The organism is Paenarthrobacter sp. YJN-5, assembly GCF_015040095.1.
Lineage (GTDB): Bacteria > Actinomycetota > Actinomycetes > Actinomycetales > Micrococcaceae > Arthrobacter > Arthrobacter ureafaciens.
The window spans coordinates 2,088,635-2,105,902 of sequence record NZ_CP053544.1 but is presented as its reverse complement, the minus strand read 5'-3'; the positions used below and the strand labels follow the sequence as shown (position 1 = coordinate 2,105,902).

Sequence of the window (17,268 nt, the reverse complement as noted above, 5' to 3'; positions counted from 1 at the left end):
GAGGCCGGGTCCGGAAGCCACCACGTGACGCTTGTCACCAGTAGGAACGGACGTTCCCGGCACCGTGCCCATACAGCTTACAGCCTCTACGTGGCCTTGCCGTTGATTTCCCGTCCGACGCGCGGCGTCCGTGTTACGAATACAGTCTTGGGGCATCAAAGAACGCGGTCTCGTAGCGGCAGGACTGGACGAAGGCTTCCTTCATGGCACCCCGCTCACGGCCGGATGCCGCAGCTGCTGCGGCATCCGTGAGAGCAATCGCCTTCCTCGTCGCCTCCGCAAAATCCTCGTCCGCATAGGTCCTCAGCCAATCCGCGTAGGGATGGTTCTCCGGGGAACCGGCCTGGACGAAGTTGGCGTGCAGTTGCTGCCCCACTTCCGCATACAGCCAGTAGCAGGGCAGGACCGCAGCAAGCAGGACGCCGTAGCTTCCCGAAGCAGATGACGCCATCAGATGGTCCACATAGGCCTTGGTGACTGGGCCGCTCTGCGTCGTCGCTTCACGGCCGCTCAGCCAGTTCCGGTGCAATTCGGATTCCACGTCAAGGCACTGTTGGGAACCCCGGGCCCAGAACAGCTGCTCTTCTTCCGTCGGAGCGAGGGCACCCGCCCGGGCAAGCACCCTGGAATACCCGTTGAGGTAAAGGGCGTCCTGGGCCAAGTAGTAGCTGAACTCGGACTCCGGCAACTCCCCGGACCCCAAGTCCCGTATGAAGGCAAGCCCGTGGATTGCTTCCAGCTCCACGGCGGCTTCCTTCCACAGGAGAGCAGCGAAGGCTCCGGGCCGGGATGTTTCCCCGAGGTGGTGGAAATGGTGGATCGGACCGCTCCCCTGGCCCACTTCAAGGTCGTCAGCCCTTATCAGCGCCTCGCGCAACCAGGGCTTGACTTCGCGCAGGGACGCCTCCCAATCTCCTGTTCTGGCTTGGACAGTGGCCAGGGCCGAGGACAACGAGCAGCCGGTGCCGTGGCTGTTCCGTGTCTGAACACGCGGGCCCCCGACTTCGATCACGTCCTGACGCAGCAAACCGCTGGTGTTGATGAGCGCATCCGGACAATGCGCCCCCGGCAAGTGGCCTCCCTTGACCAGCACAGTATTGCCGCACTCCCCGGCCAACCGTTTGCCCTGGTCCAGCGCCGCAGGCCAGTCCTGCGCTTCGGGCTCCCCCAGCAGCATGGCCAGTTCCGGAAGGTTGGGTGTGATGAGGTCCGCCATCGGCAGAAGGTCACGCAAGGCTGCCTCGGCTGATTCCCGCAGCAGCCGGTCACCGCTGGTGGCCACCATCACCGGGTCCAGGACCACGACGGCGGAACGTACCTTGGCAAGCCAGGTCCGGACCTCGTTGATGACGGCGGCATCACCGAGCATCCCGATCTTCACGGAGTCGATAGCGACGTCGCTGCTGACGGTTTCCAACTGCTGGCGGAGGAATTCCACCGGCGGTACATGCACACCGCTGACGCCCCGCGTGTTCTGGGCCGTCAACGCGGTGATGGCGGCCATACCGTAGCCGCCGTGCGCAGCAATGCTTTTAAGGTCCGCTTGGATACCCGCCCCGCCGGAGGGGTCCGAACCAGCAATGCTCAACACCCTCGGATGTGTACGGATGACCGCTGGCAACGGATAAACAGCAGAAGACGACATTGAAGTCATGGAGACATCCCTTCGCCGGTGCTAACCGGACAGGTTCAACGGGTCTGGATCTCAGCCCGGCCCTATGCCCGGCACCCCGTGTCAGTGTCCTAGCCTAGCCCGGAAGCCCCTCACGCCGGGAACCCCGGCGGCTAACGGCCTGGATATGACCCCAGTGGGCGATGATGACCCGTTGCACGACGAAGGCCGCACAGCATGCGCTGCGCGGCCTTCGTTCCACCTGTGTCTTCAGTACCTGTTTACAGCTCCGAAGCCGGAACACCCACCCCAAGGATGATCGGCTCCGATGCTGCAGTTGGCTTCTTTGCCGGCTCAACCGGCGCCTTCGCTTCGTGCGAGGTCCCGCCACCTGTGGCGGCCCGAACGTCGTGGTGCTCAACGTTGGTCTCGTTGGCGGCGCCCTGGGCCCTGCTGGCACTGCGGTTCCGCCTGCCGCGCCGGCCACGGGCGCCGGACCGGGACTCCACGGGTTCAGTACCAGCGGACGTGGCTGCCAAGACGTCGGCGCTCACGGGTGCGTCAGCAGATTCAACGTTCCCGGGCGCGTCCTTCCCGGACCCGGCAACCCCAGACCCGGCAACCTCAGACCCGGGGACAACCTCAGGTGTGCCACCCAAGTGCGAGAAGGCCTCAGCCAGCAGATCCAGGCTCATGGCAGGCTTCTTGGCAGGTTCGTCGTGATGCTCCACGAAGGGCAGAGCCACTTCCTCTCCGCCGAAGCGCAGTACCGGAGCCGGACGGCCCTCCCTGGCCGCAGTTTCTGCCGGGGTGGAGCCCTGAGTCTGCCCGCCCTGCGCAGGGGCCTGGGCGGCCTCCCCGTGGGCAGGAGCCGACTGCGCAGGAGTCTTCCGGGCAGGGTCCGCCTGGGCGGGACCCGGCTGGCCTGCTTCCGCCTTGCCGGCGGCGCGGGCTGCTTCCTCGGCGCGGTGCACCTCGTCATCATGCAGGTGTGCAGCGTGCGCAGCAGCGGCTATCGTCGCCAATGCGGCCCGGGTAGCCTCTGCCTTGGCTTTCTGGGCGGGGTCCACGGACTCAGCCGGAGCGGGTGCCGCCGGGGCAGCGGCCAGCTGGACCGGCGTCGTAACTTCCGGTGCCTGGTTGCCACCCTTGCCGCGGCGACGCTTACGCTCACTGCGCTGGGACGGCTGCTGGGCTTCGGTGTGGGACCGGTGCTGCTCGGCAGCCACCACGTTGGCGCGGCGGTGCTCCACGGGCTCGTCGTGCGTCACCACGCCGCGGCCGGCACAGTGCTCGCATTGCTCACCGAAGACCTCCAGCAAGCCTGTGCCCATGCGCTTGCGCGTCATCTGGACGAGGCCCAGGGACGTCACCTCCGCCACCTGGTGCTTGGTGCGGTCGCGGCCAAGGCACTCCACCAGCCGGCGCAGCACCAAGTCCCTGTTGGACTCCAGGACCATATCGATGAAGTCGATGACGATGATGCCGCCGATGTCACGGAGGCGGAGCTGACGGACTACCTCTTCGGCCGCTTCCAGGTTGTTCTTGGTGACGGTCTCTTCCAAGTTGCCGCCGCTGCCGGTGAACTTGCCGGTGTTGACGTCCACCACAGTCATGGCCTCGGTACGGTCGATCACCAAAGAGCCGCCGGACGGCAGGAAGACCTTGCGTTCCAGAGCCTTGTGGATTTGTTCGTCAATGCGCCAGGCAGCAAAGATGTCCTGGTCCTTGGTCCACTTTTCCAAGCGACCCACCAGGTCAGGTGCAACGTACGTAACGTAGGCCTCAATGGTGTCCCAGGCTTCGTCGCCGGAAACAATCAGCTTGGAGAAGTCTTCGTTGAAGACGTCCCGAACCACCTTGATGGTGAGGTCCGGTTCGCCGTACAGCAGTTCCGGGGCAAGGACCTTGGTTGAGGATGCCTGGCTCTCGATGCCTTCCCACTGCGCCCGGAGGCGGTTGATGTCGTGGGTCAGTTCCTCTTCCGACGCGCCTTCGGCGGCCGTGCGGACAATCACGCCGGCATTCTCCGGCAAACGGTCCTTGAGGATCCGCTTGAGGCGGTTCCGTTCCACATCGGGCAGTTTCCGGGAGATTCCGGTCATGGAACCGCCCGGAACATAGACGAGGTAGCGGCCCGGCAGGGAGATCTGGCTGGTCAGGCGCGCACCCTTGTGACCCACGGGGTCCTTGGTGACCTGCACCAGGACCGAGTCTCCGGACTTGAGCGCGTTCTCGATCCGGCGCGGTTGGCCCTCAAGGTTCACCGCGTCCCAGTTCACCTCGCCGGCATAGAGCACCGCATTGCGGCCGCGTCCAATGTCGACGAACGCTGCCTCCATGGACGGCAGGACGTTCTGTACTTTGCCCAGGTAGACGTTTCCGATGAGGGAGTCCTGCTGGGTCTTGGAAACAAAGTGTTCAGCCAGCACGCCGTCTTCCAGGACGCCGATCTGGATTCTGTCATCGCGCTGGCGGACGATCATCTGGCGGTCGACGGACTCACGACGCGCCAGGAACTCGGCCTCGGTGATGACCTGGCGGCGGCGACCGGTTTCGCGCGATTCGCGGCGTCGCTGCTTCTTGGCTTCGAGCCTGGTTGAACCCTTGACGCTCGCCACCCGGTTGGAGGCAGCGGTCTCGGTGATGGGGCGGGGCGCCCGTACCCGGGTGACCGTGTTGGGCGGATCGTCATCCGATCCGCCGGTCAGTTCAAGGTCCTGGTCCCCCCGACGCCGCCGACGGCGACGACGCGAAGTGACGCCCTCTTCCAACGCCTCCGCAGCGGGAGCTTCGTCGTCTTCGGTTTCGCTGCTGCCTTCGGCATCGTTGTCATCGCGTTCGTTGCCGCGGCGTCCGCGGCGTCCCCGGCTGCGGCGACGGCGACGGCTGCCGGCATCCTCCGACTCAGCTTCACCACTGGCCTCAGTCTCATCGTCGGTCTCGGCGTCTTTTTCTTCGGCCGGGCGGACAACAGCGCTGAGGTCGGGCGCCTGGAAGATCATGGAGGTGATGGAGACCGGCTCAAGGAACAAGGAGGACGAACCGGCAGCGTCCGTTTCAGCCTGCTCCTCCGCTGCTTCGGCCGGAACTTCCTGACTGGTTTCTGCGATGGGCTCTGCATCCGCGGCACCGGCTGTGGCTTCGGCTTCGGCGCTATCGGCCTGCGGAGCTTCAACCTTTGCTTTTGCAGTACGACGACGGCGGACCGGCTTTTCCGGTGCAGCCTCGGCTTGCGCTTCTGCGGGCTCAGCGGCGGTTGCTGCTGCGTCTGCGGCCTCAGCGGCAGACTCTGCCGGTTCTGTTGCCACTGCCGGTTCTGTGGTTTCTGCCGATTCTGTGGCCACTGCCGGTTCTGTGGTCTCTACCTGCGCATCCGGCGCAGGGGTCCCATCGAAGCCGGGAAGGGGCTCAGCAGGCTCAACCTTCTTGCGGGCACGGCTTCGACGTGCCGGAGCCTGCACAGCTGGTTCTTCAGGAGCCGGTGCGCCGGCAGCGGCATCGGGGGCCTGGACAGCCGCAGCGGCATCGGCAGCTTCTTCGGCGGGCACCGGCTCTGCCGCACTGTCGGCAGCTGCCTTGGCGGCAGTCTTGCGGGGCGCGCGGGCGGTCCTGGCGCGGGTGGTTTTCTTGGGCGCCTCCGCTGCTTCCGCGGGTTCCGCCCCATCATTTACGGCTACAACCTGGTCATTATCCATATGTGGCAACACTCCTGCCCCGGAAGCGCCGCCACATCCGGCACCCAATGGGGCAAATATTGTCAAAACCCGCAGGCGTTGACAGAAGTCAGTAGTATGCCTTCCGGTTCGCACCATCCTTGGGGTGCGGCAGCCCTGGAAGGCCAGTGCCTTGGTTCTAAAACCCGTTGTTCAGCTGCCACAACCAGGTGCCGTCCATTGTCATGGCGGGCCTGTAGCGGATCAGTCGATCCGTGCAGGCCCTGCTCATGCTGGCGGTCTTGGGAACAAGTCACCGGACCGGATGACGAATGTGGATCGGCTTCCGGCCATGTCCATTCTCTCACACCCCCGCACATTCACGGGGTAGGAACCGTGTCGCCTACCGGTTGTGGAAGGGAAAGCTGGGCGCAGGGTTCAGCATGCGGCGTTAGAATCCTCCAAAGAACCCATCCCGGCCAGACCGGGGCCACCCGTTGGAAGAGGATGCATCCGCGATGCCAAGCACTGCCAGGGGAAACCTGGACCACCACGCCCCGCCCCCTGCTGCCGGACCCGCACCGCACAGGGATACGCTGCCCGCAGCCGTAAGGGACAAGCCGTTTGCCTGGCTGCTCCTGGTGACAGGCGTCGTCGGTTGGCTGGCCTCGGGGGCGTTGGTGCTGGAAAAGCTCCAGGTGCTCCAGGACCCCAACCACGTCACTGCATGCGACGTAAATCCATGGGTCTCCTGCGGAACAGTGATGAAGACGTGGCAAAGTTCCCTCTTCGGATTCCCGAACATGTTCATTGGCATCGTCGCCTTCGCCGTGATCATCACCACGGCCATGGGAATCCTTGCCGGTGCCAGGTTTTCCCGGGGTTACTGGCTGGGCCTGCAGGCTGGAGTGACGCTCGGTTTCGCGTTCGTGGTCTGGTTGTGGTCGCAGGCTTTGTACGCGATCAACGTCCTGTGCCCGTTCTGCATGGTGGTCTGGGCAGCCATGATTCCCATGTTTGTGTGGGTCACCATCCGCAACATCAGCCACGGGGTCATTAAGGCGCCTGCCAGGCTGACCAAGGTGCTGGGCGATTCGGGGTGGATCATCGTGGCACTGCTTTATGTGGCAGTCATTGCGACGATCTTCTTCGCGTTCCTCCATGTTTTCGCCGGAACGTCCGGCTACTAAGCACTTTCTCAAACACCGCGAGATGACAGTTAAGGCCAATGTTCGTGATGAACATTGGCCTTAACTGTCATTTCGCTGAAGGTGCGCCAGGTTTTACTCGAACCAGATCTTGATCTCGCGCTCGGCGGACTCCACCGAGTCGGAGCCGTGGACCAGGTTCTGCTGGACAGCCAGTCCCCAGTCACGGCCGAAGTCGCCGCGGATGGTTCCGGGCGCCGCCGTCGTCGGGTCCGTGGTTCCCGCCAGCGAGCGGAAGCCTTCAATAACGCGGTGGCCTTCGAAGACAGCTGCCACAACCGGCCCGCTCAGCATGAACTCAACCAGCGGCTCGTAGAACGGCTTGCCGACGTGCTCCTCGTAGTGCTGCTCCAGGAGCTCCCGGGTCGCGTTGACCTTCTTCAGCTCCGCCAAGGTGTATCCCTTGGCCTCGATCCGGGCGAGGATGGTTCCGCTCAGGTTGCGGGCGACGCCGTCGGGCTTGACCAGGACGAGGGTCCGTTCAATGCTCACAGTTGCTCCAATGTGGTTTCTTGGTGGGTTTCCCTGCCAGTTTACGGGGTTGGGGCGCCGGGCTCGTCACGGTGCGCAGCATCCCACTCGGCCTGTTCACGGTCGCGCTGGGCAACCTCCCGGTCAATCCGGATACCCGTCCGGATGCCGTACCACCAGCAGATGGCGAAGAGGATGCCCACAATGAACATCGTCGGTTCGGCCAGGCCCGTAAGGATGAGGACTATCTGCAGTCCCCAGCCCAGCCCGATGCCCCACGGTTTGGAGAGCACTGCGCAGGTGAGGACCAGCACGATGCTCAGGGCGATGCCAACGCTGAGGATGATCGCGGGAGGAACCTCTCCCCGCTTCAGCCCGAAGACCACCAGCGTGCCGAAGAAGGCGACGAAGGCCTCCAGCAACAGCACGGTGGAACCGAACATCACTTTGGTGGAACGACGCTTCTTGGGCATGCCGGGACGCCACTCGCGTTGCGCCTTGGTCAGCTTGACCATGGTCAGGCACCGGCCTTTCCGAGGAGGATACGGGCCTCGGCAACCAAGGTGATGGAGCCTGTCACGAGGACTCCCCCGGCAAGGTCGTCATTGGATTCCGAACGCTCCACCGCCCATTCGAGGGCGTCGTCGAGCTTCTCCGCAATGTGGACGTTCTCCTCGCCAAAACCGAGGTCGACGGCGATGTCCGCCAGTTCCGCCGCGGGAATCGCCCGGGGAGAGTTGGACTGCGTAAAGCAGAACTCCTCAGCCAGGCCGCCCAATTGTTCCTGGAGCGTCTTGAGGATTTCCTCGGCGTCCTTCTCCTGGAGGATGCCGACCACCACCACGAGCTTGCTGAAACTGAAGGCCTCATGGATGGCCTCGGCAGAGACCTTGATGCCATCGGGGTTGTGGGCAGCGTCCACCACGATCGTCGGCGCGGTCCGCACTACCTCCAGGCGGCCCGGGGAGGTGACGTTGCCGAACGCTTCGCGGAGGACATCTGCGTTCAGCTCCTTCTCTCCCCCGCCGAAGAAGGCCTCCAGCGCGGCAACCGCAACCGCGGCGTTCTCCGCCTGGTGGGCACCGTGCAGGGGAAGCAGCAGCTCCTCATACCGTCCAGCCAGTCCCTGAATTGTCAGCACCTGCCCGCCAACGGCCACGCTGCGGGATTCCACGCCGAATTCGACGCCCTCGAAACGGAACGGAACGTCCACTTCACGGGCCTTATCCAGGAGCACTTGGGCGGCATCCACGGGTTGTGCGGCACTGACCAGGAAGCCGCCGGGCTTGATGATTCCGGCTTTCTCGTAGGCGATGTCCTCCGTGGTATCGCCGAGGAGGTCCGTGTGGTCCAGGGATATGGGCGTGATCACGGATACTTGGCCGTCGCCGACGTTGGTGGCATCGGTGATGCCGCCAAGGCCCACTTCGAAGACCGCAACATCCACCGGCTCATCGGCAAAGATCGCGAAGCCCAGGATGGTGACACACTCGAAATAGGTCAGGCGCGGCTGGCCCTCGGCGACGAGTTCGTTGTCCACGATCTCCAGGTAGGGCCGGATCTCGTCCCAAATCCTGACGAAGGTCTCGTCGGAGACGGGTTCGCCATTGATGCTGATGCGTTCGGTCACCTTGGAAAGGTGCGGGCTGGTGTATCGGCCGGTGCTGAGCCCGTGGGCGCGCAGTCCCGCCTCGATCATCCGGGCAGTAGAGGTCTTGCCGTTGGTTCCCGTGATGTGGATGATCGGAAAGGCCTTGTTCGGCTCGCCCAGGACCTCCATGGCACGGAACAGCGGAGCAAGGCGGGGTTCCATCTTGTTCTCCGGTGCGCGGCCGAGCAGTTCCGCATAGACGCTTTCGACCGAGAATTCGTCAGTCATGGATCAGGCCCCTGCCTTGGTTACTGTGACCCGCGGCTCGTCGGCGCCGGACACCAGCACCTCAAGCTCCAGGGTCAAGGTTTCAGTCTTGACGAGCCCGGCATTGGCCTGCAGCGCGTCAACCACATCCTGCTGCGCCTCCACCGTGGTCTTGATGCGGTCGCTCACGTTCAATCCGGCGTCCTTGCGCGCCTGCTGAATGGCACGGACCATGTCACGTGCCAGGCCTTCGGCGGCAAGCTCGGGTGTGACCTCGGTGTTGAGCACCACGAAACCGCCGCTCGGTAGAACGGCAGCTGCGGCAGCTCCGCCGTCGGGCGTTTCAGCCACGACGGTTTCGAGCGTGTACTCCTGGGGCTCCAGCTCGAGTCCGCCTGCCACCACCACGCCGGCATCGTTGACCGACCAATCGCCCGACTTGGAGCCCTTGATGGCCTGCTGGACGTTTTTGCCCAGGCGCGGACCGGCCGCACGGGCGTTGACCACCAGCTTCTGCTGGATGCCGAACTCTTCGGGCGAAGCCGCAGCGGTGTCCAGCAAGCGCACGGAGCGAAGGTTGAGTTCATCGGCGACGACGGCGGCGAAGCCTTCCAGCGCGTCAGCACCGGGTGCCACGACCGTCAGTTCCTGGAGCGGCAAGCGGACGCGCAGGTTCGCTGCCTTACGCAGGCTGGACCCGGTGGAGCAGATTTGCTGCACGCGGTCCATGGCCTCCACGAGCTCCGGGTTTGCCGGGAACAGTGCAGCATCGGGCCAGTCGGCCAGGTGCACGGAACGGCCGCCGGTGAGGCCGCGCCAGATCTCCTCGGTGACCAGCGGGAGCAGCGAGGCTGCCACCCGGCACACCGCTTCCAGGGCAGTGTAGAGGGTATCGAACGCGTCAACGTTCTCGTCGAAGAAACGCTGGCGGCTGCGCCGGACGTACCAGTTGGTGAGCATGTCCAGGTAGCTGCGCAGCTCATCGCAAGCACCGGAGATGTCGTAGGTGTCCAGGCTTTCGGTGACGTTGCGGACGAGGTCGCCGGTGTTGGCCAGGAGGTATTGGTCAAGGGTGTCGGAGTATCCGTCGTAACGCAGCTTGGCATCGTAGCCCGAACCGCCATTGGCAGCGTTCGTGTACAGCGTGAAGAAGCTGTACACATTCCACAGCGGCAGGATGACCTGGCGGACGCCGTCGCGGATGCCCTGCTCGGTGACGATCAGGTTTCCGCCGCGAAGGATGGGGCTGGACATGAGGAACCAACGCATGGCATCGGAGCCGTCGCGGTCCAGGACCTCGGAAACGTCAGGGTAGTTGCGCAGGCTCTTGGACATCTTCTGTCCGTCCGAGCCCAACACGATGCCGTGGCTGATGACGTTGCGGAAGGCCGGGCGGTCGAACAACGCCGTGGACAGGATGTGGAGCATGTAGAACCAGCCACGGGTCTGGCCGATGTACTCCACGATGAAGTCAGCGGGGTTGTGGGTGTTGAACCACTCCTCGTTCTGGAACGGGTAGTGCACCTGGCCGTAGGGCATGGAACCGGAATCGAACCACACGTCCAGCACGTCTTCCACGCGGCGCATGGTGGACTTGCCCGTGGGATCGTCCGGGTTGGGGCGGGTCAGTTCATCGATGAACGGCCGGTGGAGGTCCACCTGGCCTTCGTTGTTGACGGGAAGGCGGCCGAAGTCGGCCTCCAGTTCAGCCAGCGAGCCGTACACGTCCGTGCGGGGGTACTCGGGGTCGTCCGACTGCCACACGGGGATGGGCGAACCCCAGTAGCGGTTGCGGCTGATGGACCAGTCGCGGGCGTTCTCGAGCCACTTGCCGAACTGGCCGTCCTTGACGTTGCCCGGGATCCAGTTGATGTCCTGGTTCAGTTCGGACATGCGGTCCTTGAACTTGGTGACTTCCACGTACCAGGAAGAAACGGCGCGGTAGATCAGCGGGTTCCGGCAGCGCCAGCAGTGCGGGTAGCTGTGCTCGTAGCTCGCTTGGCGGACCAGGCGGCCATCGGCGCGCAGAACCTGGGTGATGGGCTTGTTGGCTTCGAAGACCTGCAGGCCAACGATGTCCGCGAGCTCTCCGTGGGCGAACAAGGGCAGGAACTTGGCGCCCTCGTCAACGGAGAGGACAACCGGGATGCCGGCCTCTTCACACACCTTCTGGTCATCCTCGCCGTAGGCCGGAGCCTGGTGGACGATGCCTGTACCGTCCGTCGTGGTGACGTACTCAGCAACGAGGATGCGCCAGGCGTTCTGCGTACCGTACTTTTCGGCGTCGGCGAAGTCGTTCCACAACGGCTCGTACTCGAGGCCCTCCAACTGGGAGCCTTTGTACGTAGCGGTGACGGCGGCAGTCGCGGCAGCAGCGTCGTCGTACCCCAAATCCTTGGCGTAGGACGCCACAAGGTCAGCTGCCAGCAGGAAGCTACCCGTGACCGGCGCTTCGGCAGCAGCGGCCTTGATGCCGTTCGGGCCGGCAGGCAGGACTGCGTAGGAGATGTCGGGTCCGACGGCGAGCGCCAGATTGGTGGGAAGCGTCCAGGGCGTGGTGGTCCAGGCGAGCGCCTGGACACCTGCGAGCGCCTGCGAGACCTCGGACTCCCCCGCCTTGATGGGGAACGTGACCGTGACGGTCTGGTCCTGGCGGTTCTTGTAGACGTCGTCGTCCATGCGCAGCTCATGGTTGGAGAGCGGGGTTTCGTCTTTCCAGCAGTACGGGAGGACGCGATAGCCGTTGTAGGTCAGGCCTTTTTCGTGGAGTTGCTTGAAGGCCCAGAGCACGGACTCCATGTATTCGACGTTGAGCGTCTTGTAATCGTTGTCGAAGTCCACCCAGCGGGCCTGGCGGGTGACGTAGGCCTTCCATTCGTTGGCGTACTTCATCACGGATGCCCGGCAGGCGTCGTTGAATTTGTCGATGCCCATGGCTTCGATCTGGGTCTTGTCCGTCATGCCCAGTTGCTTCATGGCTTCGAGCTCGGCGGGGAGTCCGTGGGTGTCCCAGCCGAAGCGGCGTTCGACGCGCTTTCCGCGCTGGGTCTGGTAGCGGCCTACGAGGTCCTTGGCGTAGCCGGTGAGGAGGTGGCCGTAGTGGGGCAGGCCGTTGGCGAAGGGCGGGCCGTCGTAGAAGACGAATTCGTTGCTGCCGGCTGTCCCGCCGGGAAGGTCGGCTTCGCGTTGGTCGATGCTTGCCTGGAAGGTGCCGTCCTGGTCCCAGTATTTGAGGATGCGCTCTTCGATTTCCGGGAATTTCACGGAGGCGGACACGCCTTGCGTGCCGGAAGGCGATGCTGAGGCCTTGGGGTAGTGGGTCATCTCATATCCTGGTGATAGCTGGTTGACTGTCAGGATGCGAGGACGGCTCCCATGCTGCTTTTTCGACAGCGCAGGTACCGCGGTACCACCTCACTTACCGGAAATGATTCCCGGCCGCTCATTACTGCTGTGACGGGCTTACCCGTCCGGTTCTACTGGGCACTGTTTGCTGTGGGCTTGCAGTGCCGTTCTTCCGGAAGCTCACCGGTGATGGCCGGGTCAAAGCTGATTCCATTAGTCTAGCGGCAGCGAAGCCCCGTGCTCCACTTGAAGGTTCATCCCTTGGGAGGGCCGTGTTTGCCGGAGTTGCTGCATAGACTCGACCGCATGACTGAAGCTGCTGCCCTGCCGGTTGTCCGTTCCCGGCGGCCGGGGGCGCCGCGTGTTTGGACGGTATTGGCGCTGCTGTTGGTGTTGCCAGTGGTGGTTCTGTCGGTTTTCCGTGCTGTCCCGGCAGAGTGGCCTTTGCTGGTTGTTCAGTTGGTGGCGTTCACGCCGTGGCTTGTGGTGCCGGCGGGGCTGGCGCTGATGCTTGCTGTGGCCGGCCGGCGGGCTTGGGCGGTGCTCACGGCGGCAGTTGTGCTGGCGGTTCACTTGTTCTGGCTGTTTCCGTTGGACTACGGCCGTCCGGAACCCCTTCCGGAGGGACGGCAGGCGGTTCCGGTGACGGTCATGACGCTCAACTCGGAATTCGGCCAGGCTGATGCGGATGAGGTGGTTCGCCTGGTCCGGGAGAAATCCGTCCAGGTGCTGGCAGTGCAGGAGTTCTCGCAAGCCTTGCAGGACCGGCTTGAGCAGGCCGGGCTGCCCAAGACTTTGCCGCACTTGGTCAGCGATCCAACCGACGACGCCGCCGGAAACGCCGTGTACTCGGTGTTTCCCCTTGAGTACGCCGGCCGCTTGCCGGACTCACCCTTCCACATGCCAGTGGTGAGGGTAGACGCGCGCCTGGACGGACTCAGCGCGGCTTTCACCCTCACCAGTGTCCATACCCTGCCGCCTGTGGACGAACGGCTGGCACAGTGGCGAAGCGACCTCGAGTCGGCTGCCTGGCAAGCCGGAGCTGCGGGCCGGCAGGTTTTCATGGGTGACTTCAACGCCACGTACGATCACCGGGAATTCCGCGACTTCCTGGCTTCCGGACGTGACGGGTCAACCTTGGTGGATGCGGGTGTGGTGTCGTGGGGCCGTCTTTCCCCCACGTGGCCCATGGAAGGCCCGGCCCTGCCCGGCATTGTCCTGGACCACGTGGTCACTACTCCACAGATCAGCAGCACCGGCTACGCAGTGCACAGGGTTGAGGGGACGGATCACGCTGCCCTTGTGGCTACGCTGCAGGTCCCTGCCCGGTAACGCAGCCCGGCTCAGCTAGTTCTCTTTACGGATGAGCTTGTGGTTGGCGGCCTGGGCCACGGGGCGGACAGTGATGTGGTCAAGGTTGATGTGGTGGGGCAGGGATACCGCGTACTTCACGACGTCCGCTACGTCCGCCGCCGTCAACGGCTTCTCCACTCCGGCGTAGACCTTGGCCGCCGCGTCCTTGTCCCCCAGGCGGTTCAAGGCGAATTCCTCGGTCTGGACCAGGCCGGGCGCTACTTCGATGACCCGGACGTTGTTCGCCACTTCTTCAAGCCGCAAAGCATTGGTCATGGCGTGTTGGGCGAACTTGGCTGCGTTGTAGCCGGCGCCGCCTTCGTAGGCCGAAAGCCCCGCGGTGGACGTCAGGTTGAGGACAGTGCCCTCGCCCGTGGCCCGGAGCATGGGCAGAAAGGCCCTGGTGATCTTCATGGTTCCCAGCACGTTGACCTGGTACATCCATTCCCAGTCCTCTGTGCTGGCGTTGGCAATGGTGTCGGCCCCGCGGGCGCCCCCGGCGATGTTGATGAGCGTGCCTGCTCCCCCGGTGTCAGCCACGGCGGCAAGGAGGGCCGCGACGTCGTCGTCACTGGTGACATCGGCAGCGAACGGCACTGCCCCTGTTTCGGCGGCCAGCGCCTCGAGGCGTTCGGCGCGGCGGGCCACGGCGAAGACCTTCCAGCCATCGGCGGCGAGGGTCCGCACCGTGGCCTCCCCGATGCCCGTGCTGGCGCCCGTTACTACTGCGGTTTTGTTCTGCGTCTGTGCTGCCGAAGTCATGGGACCACCCTACAGAGCGATCCCGCCGCAGCCGAAGGCAAACTGTAACGGCGGACCATGAAACAATTGAGCCATGGCTGAATCAACGCAGGGTACAGACACGCCCGCCACCGCCCCGATCAACGTTCCCGACAAGCCGGCCCTTGAAGGCCTGGAGGCTGCCTTGACGCAGCGCTGGCTCACGGAAGGAACCTACAAGTTCAACCCGGACACCACCCGGGAGCAGGTCTACTCGATCGACACTCCCCCGCCCACCGCATCCGGCTCGCTGCACGTGGGACACATGTTCTCCTTCACCCAGACGGACGTCCAGGCCCGCTACATGCGCATGACGGGCAAGAACGTCTTCTACCCCATGGGCTGGGATGACAACGGCCTGCCTACGGAGCGCCGCGTCCAGAACTACTACGGTGTGCGTTGCGATCCCGCCATCCCCTACAACGCCGATTACCGGCCGCCTGCCCAGCCGGCCAAGAACCAGCGCGATTTCGACGTCGTTTCCCGCCAAAACTTCATCGAACTGTGCGAGGAACTCGCCGTCGAGGACGAGAAAGTCTTCGAGAACCTTTTCCAGACCCTTGGCTTGTCGGTTGACTGGAACCTGACCTACCGGACCATCGACGACACCTCCCGCGCCGTATCCCAGCGTGCCTTCCTCGCGAACCTCGCCGCCGGTGACGCCTACATGGCAGAAGCCCCTACGCTGTGGGATGTCACCTTCCGCACGGCTGTGGCCCAGGCCGAGCTCGAGGACCGGGAAGTCCCGGGCGCCTATTACCGTTACCCCTTCTTCACCGAGGACGGGGACAAGATCTTCATCGAGACCACCCGTCCCGAACTCCTGGCCGCCTGCGCCGCGCTGGTGGCGAACCCCGACGACGAGCGCTACCAGCCCTACTTCGGCAAGACGGTCACGTCTCCGCTGTTCGACGTCGAGCTCGAAGTCAAGGCCCACCCCCTCGCCAAGGCTGACAAGGGCTCGGGCATCGCCATGGTCTGCACCTTCGGCGACCTCACCGACGTCACATGGTGGCGCGAGCTGCAGCTGCCCACCCGGGCCATCATGGGCCGCGACGGCCGCATCATTGCCGAAACCCCCGAGTGGATCACCACCGAGGCAGGCAAGGAAGCCTACGCCGCAATTGCCGGCAAGACGGCGTTCTCCGCGAAGGAAGCCGTCGTGGAACTCCTGAAGGCCGCGGACCTCCTGGACGGCGAGCCCAAGAAGATCACCCACCCCGTGAACTTCTTCGAAAAGGGCGACAAACCCCTTGAGGTCGTCACCTCACGCCAGTGGTACATCCGCAACGGCGGACGCGACGAGGACCGCCGTGAACGCCTGATCGCCCGCGGCCAGGAAATCAACTTCCACCCGTCCTTCATGCGTTCCCGGTACGAGAACTGGATTGCCGGCTTGAACGGCGACTGGCTGGTCTCGCGCCAGCGGTTCTTCGGCGTGCCCATCCCTGTGTGGTACCCGCTGGATGCCCAGGGCAACCCGGACTATGACAACCCGGTCCTGCCCTCCGACGACATCCTTCCCGTGGATCCTGCTGCCGACGCCGCCCCGGGTTACGACGAGTCGCAGCGCGACCAGCCGGGCGGCTTCACCGGTGACGCGGACGTCCTGGATACCTGGGCCACTTCTTCGCTCACCCCGCAGATCGTTGGCGGCTGGAGCCGGGACGAGGACCTTTTCTCCAAGGTCTACCCGTTCGACCTCCGCCCCCAGGGCCACGACATCATCCGTACCTGGCTCTTCTCCTCCGCTGTCCGGGCCGATGCCCTGCAGAAGAGCGCACCGTGGAAGCACGCGGCCATTTCCGGGTGGATCCTGGACCCGGACCGGAAGAAGATGTCCAAATCCAAGGGCAACGTGGTGGTACCCACCGATGTGCTCAACGAATATGGCTCCGACGCCGTGCGCTACTGGGCCGCTTCCGCAAAGCTCGGCGCGGACACCGCCTACGAGATCGCCCAGATGAAGATCGGGCGCCGCCTGGCCATCAAGCTGCTCAACGCCTCCAAATTCGTCCTCAATTTGGGGGCGACCGAGAACTCCGTGGTCTCCTCCGATCTCTCGGTCCTGACCAACCCCTTGGACCGGGCGCTGCTGGCGCAGCTCGCCGACGTGGTGGCCCAGTCCACCAAGGCGTTCGACAACTACGACTACGCCCGCGCCCTCCAGATCACCGAATCGTTCTTCTGGCAGTTCACGGACGACTACGTCGAGCTCATCAAGGACCGTGCGTACGGAGCGGCCGGCGACGCCGAGCAGGCCTCCGTTTTGGCGGCCCTGGCAACCACGCTCGATTCCCTCCTGCGCCTCTTCGCCCCGTTCCTGCCGTTCGCCACCGAAGAGGTGTGGAGCTGGTGGCGGACCGGTTCGGTTCACCGCGCAGCCTGGCCGGCAGCCTTGGAAATCGCCGACGGCGACACCACCATGCTGGGCACGGTCGGCTTGGCGCTCAGCGGCATCCGCAAGGCCAAGTCCGAGGCCAAGGTCAAGCAGCGCACCGAGGTGCTTTCAGCCTCGATCACGGCCAACGAGATGCTCATTGCACAGCTGAAGGCCGGTTTGGGCGACTTGAAGGCCGCCGCCAACGCCCAGGAGATCAGCCTCCAGTCGGGTGAAGGCGACCTGGCTGTCAGCGACGTTGTCCTGGCCCAGCCGGAAGAGGCGCCGGCCACGTAAACAGGCAACGGCCTCGTAGCCGGTTGCAGCCCAGCAGTTTTCGGGCAAAGGGGAAGCCCCATCAGCGTTTTGCCGTTGGTGGGGCTTCGACTTTTCGGCTGTCCGGTGACGGCTTGACAGTCTGGCGGAATCCTTGGAATTTCAGGTCGTCCTACCACGTCACTGGTAGCTTGTTTCCAACTTTGCCAAAGGCTGCGTTGGTCGCAATCACTGAATCTTCGGTTTCCGTGTCCAGCTTCTTTCGAAGTTGGTAAGAACTATTGTTATCCCGCGTTTGGGCTTGCGCAAGGTCTTTGCGGGAACTACAG

Annotated in this window: 10 protein-coding genes and 1 riboswitch; of the genes, 3 read left to right on the top strand and 7 right to left on the bottom strand. The window is 64.2% G+C overall.

Annotated elements, in window-relative coordinates; all coding sequences use genetic code 11:
- Positions 1–133: 133 nt before the first annotated feature.
- Positions 134–1,654 (bottom strand): bifunctional hydroxymethylpyrimidine kinase/phosphomethylpyrimidine kinase, encoded by a 1,521-nt coding sequence (thiD, locus tag HMI59_RS10045; RefSeq protein ID WP_193593547.1) that lies wholly within the window; start codon positions 1,652–1,654, stop codon positions 134–136.
- A riboswitch (TPP riboswitch) is annotated at positions 1,645–1,743 on the bottom strand. (Overlaps the previous gene by 10 nt.)
- 150 nt (positions 1,744–1,893) lie before the next feature.
- Complete coding sequence (locus HMI59_RS10040; protein ID WP_193593546.1) at positions 1,894–5,310, bottom strand: ribonuclease E/G; 3,417 nt, start codon at positions 5,308–5,310, stop codon at positions 1,894–1,896.
- Positions 5,311–5,786: 476 nt separating this feature from the next.
- On the opposite strand from HMI59_RS10040, the gene HMI59_RS10035 reads away from it, so the two are divergent.
- Complete coding sequence (locus tag HMI59_RS10035; RefSeq protein WP_021470687.1) at positions 5,787–6,458, top strand: vitamin K epoxide reductase family protein; 672 nt, start codon at positions 5,787–5,789, stop codon at positions 6,456–6,458.
- Positions 6,459–6,551: 93 nt separating this feature from the next.
- Here the strand turns inward: HMI59_RS10035 and ndk are convergent, their stop codons facing one another.
- Genes ndk through ileS form a run of 4 tightly spaced genes read right to left on the bottom strand, consistent with a single transcriptional unit; the run spans position 6,552 to position 12,129 of the window.
- Positions 6,552–6,968 (bottom strand): nucleoside-diphosphate kinase, encoded by a 417-nt coding sequence (gene ndk / locus HMI59_RS10030; RefSeq protein WP_021470688.1) that lies wholly within the window; start codon positions 6,966–6,968, stop codon positions 6,552–6,554.
- 41 nt (positions 6,969–7,009) lie between these two features.
- Positions 7,010–7,462, bottom strand: a complete 453-nt coding sequence (locus HMI59_RS10025) for a DUF4233 domain-containing protein (RefSeq protein WP_166185388.1) — start codon at positions 7,460–7,462, stop codon at positions 7,010–7,012.
- Positions 7,463–7,464: 2 nt separating this feature from the next.
- Positions 7,465–8,826 carry a folylpolyglutamate synthase/dihydrofolate synthase family protein gene (locus HMI59_RS10020; protein ID WP_166185391.1) on the bottom strand — a complete coding sequence of 454 codons (1,362 nt, stop codon included), beginning with the start codon at positions 8,824–8,826 and terminating at the stop codon, positions 7,465–7,467.
- Between the two features lie 3 nt (positions 8,827–8,829).
- Positions 8,830–12,129 carry an isoleucine--tRNA ligase gene (ileS, locus tag HMI59_RS10015; protein WP_193593545.1) on the bottom strand — a complete coding sequence of 1,100 codons (3,300 nt, stop codon included), beginning with the start codon at positions 12,127–12,129 and terminating at the stop codon, positions 8,830–8,832.
- A gap of 327 nt (positions 12,130–12,456) precedes the next feature.
- Between ileS and HMI59_RS10010 the strand changes: the two genes are divergently transcribed.
- Positions 12,457–13,482 (top strand): endonuclease/exonuclease/phosphatase family protein, encoded by a 1,026-nt coding sequence (locus tag HMI59_RS10010; RefSeq protein WP_193593544.1) that lies wholly within the window; start codon positions 12,457–12,459, stop codon positions 13,480–13,482.
- Between the two features lie 15 nt (positions 13,483–13,497).
- Here the strand turns inward: HMI59_RS10010 and HMI59_RS10005 are convergent, their stop codons facing one another.
- On the bottom strand, positions 13,498–14,265 hold the full coding sequence (locus HMI59_RS10005; RefSeq protein WP_021470694.1) for an SDR family oxidoreductase: 768 nt from the start codon (positions 14,263–14,265) through the stop codon (positions 13,498–13,500).
- A 73-nt stretch (positions 14,266–14,338) separates the two neighbouring features.
- Here HMI59_RS10005 and valS point away from each other — a divergent pair, with 73 nt between their 5' ends.
- The gene (gene valS / locus HMI59_RS10000) at positions 14,339–16,960 is read left to right on the top strand and encodes a valine--tRNA ligase (RefSeq protein ID WP_193593543.1); all 2,622 of its coding nucleotides are present in this window, start codon (positions 14,339–14,341) and stop codon (positions 16,958–16,960) included.
- Positions 16,961–17,268 lie beyond the last annotated feature (308 nt).

Excerpts from the sequence above, each read along its gene's own strand:
- thiD (WP_193593547.1), bottom strand. The coding sequence starts at position 1,654 with ATGACTTCAATGTCGTCTTCTGCTGTTTATCCGTTGCCAGCGGTCATC.
- HMI59_RS10040 (WP_193593546.1), bottom strand. The coding sequence starts at position 5,310 with ATGGATAATGACCAGGTTGTAGCCGTAAATGATGGGGCGGAACCCGCG.
- HMI59_RS10035 (WP_021470687.1), top strand. The coding sequence starts at position 5,787 with ATGCCAAGCACTGCCAGGGGAAACCTGGACCACCACGCCCCGCCCCCT.
- HMI59_RS10025 (WP_166185388.1), bottom strand. The coding sequence starts at position 7,462 with ATGGTCAAGCTGACCAAGGCGCAACGCGAGTGGCGTCCCGGCATGCCC.
- HMI59_RS10020 (WP_166185391.1), bottom strand. The coding sequence starts at position 8,826 with ATGACTGACGAATTCTCGGTCGAAAGCGTCTATGCGGAACTGCTCGGC.
- ileS (WP_193593545.1), bottom strand. The coding sequence starts at position 12,129 with ATGACCCACTACCCCAAGGCCTCAGCATCGCCTTCCGGCACGCAAGGC.
- HMI59_RS10010 (WP_193593544.1), top strand. The coding sequence starts at position 12,457 with ATGACTGAAGCTGCTGCCCTGCCGGTTGTCCGTTCCCGGCGGCCGGGG.
- HMI59_RS10005 (WP_021470694.1), bottom strand. The coding sequence starts at position 14,265 with ATGACTTCGGCAGCACAGACGCAGAACAAAACCGCAGTAGTAACGGGC.
- valS (WP_193593543.1), top strand. The coding sequence starts at position 14,339 with ATGGCTGAATCAACGCAGGGTACAGACACGCCCGCCACCGCCCCGATC.